Genomic DNA, 2,386 nt, shown 5'->3' with positions numbered 1-2,386 from the left:
GTATCCGTCCGGCCAAGTCACCTACCCAACCCCGCAAAGCCCAGACATGGTGTGCACTTAAATTCAGGTGGACACCAGTTCTAGCCTTTTAAGCGGGTAATTCATGCAGCCAACACGTCGTTCCTATTCCAAATCCTTCAAGATTCAGGTCATTCAAGAGTGTGCCCAGCCCGGTGCTTCAATTGCCAGCATCGCTCTGCACCATAACCTCAACGCCAACCTCGTCCACAAATGGATTCGGTTGCAAGCGCCAAAAAGCACAGCGCTTCAACCTGCCTTCATTCCGCTACCTCTGCCGACGAACGCAGTAAATCAGCACACCGCTTCGCCGAACATCTGCGTCGAGATTGAGCACCCTCGTGGCACTGTCAAAGTGAACTGGCCAACTGAAAGTGCTGCTGCCTGCGCGACTTTTCTTCGAGACTTGCTGCGATGATTCGTATCGATGCTATCTGGCTCGCCACCGAGCCGATGGATATGCGCGCAGGCACCGAGACGGCGTTGGCCAGAGTGATCACTGTTTTCGGTGCGGCGAAGCCGCACTGCGCTTATCTGTTTGCCAACCGCCGGGCCACTCGCATGAAAGTTCTGGTGCATGACGGGTTTGGCGTTTGGCTGGCGGCACGCCGCTTGAATCAGGGCAAGTTTCATTGGCCAGGCGTGCGCCATGGTTCGCAAATGGCACTCGAAACTGAGCAGCTTCATGCACTGATACTGGGTCTGCCGTGGCAGCGCGCTGGATCGAGCGGTGCGATCACATTGCTTTAACCTCTGCCATTAGCCTATCGGTGTATCGTCGAGCGCCGTCTGCTCTGGCAAAATCAACGGCATGACTTCCTTGCCCTCTCTCGACCACTTATCCCCCGACCAACTGCGTGCTTTGGCTGCGCAGTTGATGTCGCAAGTCGAGACAATGGGCAAGAAGATCCATCACGATCAGGCGATTATCGAAAAGCTGACCCACGAGATCGCCCAGCTCAAGCGCTTCAAGTTTGCCAAGCGCAGCGAACAGTTGAACCCCCTGCAAACCAGTTTGCTGGATGATCTGATCGATACTGACATCGCAGCGATTGAAGAAGAGCTTCAGGCTTTACAAACAGTGCCTGTGGCGACCGAGAAAAAACAAAAGCCCAAGCGCACTGCATTACCAGCAGCGTTTCCACGCACGTTGATTCTGCATGAGCCGGACAACACGCAATGCACATGTGGCTGCGCACTCAAACGTATTGGTGAGGACGTCAGCGAAAAACTGGATTACACGCCCGGCGTGTTTACCGTCGAGCGTCATGTCCGTGGCAAGTGGGTGTGTGAAGATTGCGAAACGCTGATTCAGGCACCTGTTCCAGCGCAGATCATCGACAAAGGCATCCCGACAGCCGGCTTGCTGGCGCATGTCATGATCGCAAAGTTTGCTGACCATCTTCCGCTTTACCGCCAAGAGTTAATCTTTGGTCGAGCTGGGCTGGGCATTTCGCGCTCTACTCTGGCCCAGTGGGTTGGCGTTACCGGTGTGCAGTTGCAGCCTTTGGCCGATGCACTGCGCGATGTAGTACTGGAACAGAACATAGTCCACGCCGATGAAACACCGGTGCAGATGCTTTCACCGGGTGAGAAGAAAACTCATCGTGCTTATGTCTGGGCTTATGCCACTGGCCAGTTCTGCGAAACAGCAGCTGTCGTTTACGATTTCAGCCCAAGCCGCGCTGGTGAACATGCTCGCAACTTCCTGCAAGACTGGAAGGGCAAGCTGGTCTGCGATGATTTTGGCGGATACAAGGCCAGCTTTGAACTCGGCGTGACCGAGATCGGCTGCATGGCCCATGCGCGACGCAAGTTCTTTGAACTGCATGCCACCAACAAAAGCACGCTTGCCGAACAGGCCCTGCGCTACATTCAGTTGCTGTACGAAATAGAACGCGAAGCCCGCGACCTGGAACCGGAGTTACGATATCGAATACGGCAAGAAAAGGCCGTACCGGTGATGGAAATGCTGCATGCCTGGATGATCGCCCAGCGTGATCTCGTGCCCGAAGGCTCAGCGATTAGCAGAGCGTTGGATTACAGCTTGAGACGCTGGGTAGCGCTGTCGCGCTACCTTGAGGACGGGGCCGTACCCATAGATAATAATTGGGCCGAGAACCAGATGCGGCCATGGGCCCTTGGTCGTAAGAACTGGCTCTTCGCAGGTTCACTGCGCAGCGGAAAGCGAGCGGCTGCGATCATGAGTTTGATCCAGTCTGCGCGGCTCAACGGCCATGACCCGTATGCGTACTTGAAAGATGTTCTCACGCGCCTGCCGACGCATCGGGCGAGTGAGATTGGTCAGTTACTGCCGCATAACTGGAAACCAGTTTAGTTACGCAAGACGTGATGGCCAGACGGATAC

3 protein-coding genes are annotated in these 2,386 nt (G+C 55.3%); all 3 read left to right on the top strand.

Annotated elements, in window-relative coordinates; genetic code table 11:
- Window positions 1–103 precede the first annotated feature (103 nt).
- A complete protein-coding gene (gene tnpA / locus DW49_RS1000000132565; protein ID WP_005614101.1) occupies window positions 104–436 on the top strand; it encodes an IS66-like element accessory protein TnpA in 333 nt (110 codons plus the stop codon).
- Window positions 433–768 (top strand): IS66 family insertion sequence element accessory protein TnpB, encoded by a 336-nt coding sequence (gene tnpB / locus DW49_RS1000000133830; RefSeq protein ID WP_024421477.1) that lies wholly within the window; start codon window positions 433–435, stop codon window positions 766–768. Before tnpA ends, tnpB begins: the two co-directional genes overlap by 4 nt.
- Window positions 769–829: 61 nt before the next feature.
- Window positions 830–2,356 (top strand): IS66 family transposase, encoded by a 1,527-nt coding sequence (gene tnpC, locus DW49_RS0124090; RefSeq protein WP_024421476.1) that lies wholly within the window; start codon window positions 830–832, stop codon window positions 2,354–2,356.
- Window positions 2,357–2,386 lie beyond the last annotated feature (30 nt).

It is taken from the genome of Pseudomonas avellanae BPIC 631 (assembly GCF_000444135.1).
Lineage (GTDB): Bacteria > Pseudomonadota > Gammaproteobacteria > Pseudomonadales > Pseudomonadaceae > Aquipseudomonas > Aquipseudomonas avellanae.
This window is presented reverse-complemented; position numbering and strand designations above follow the sequence as displayed.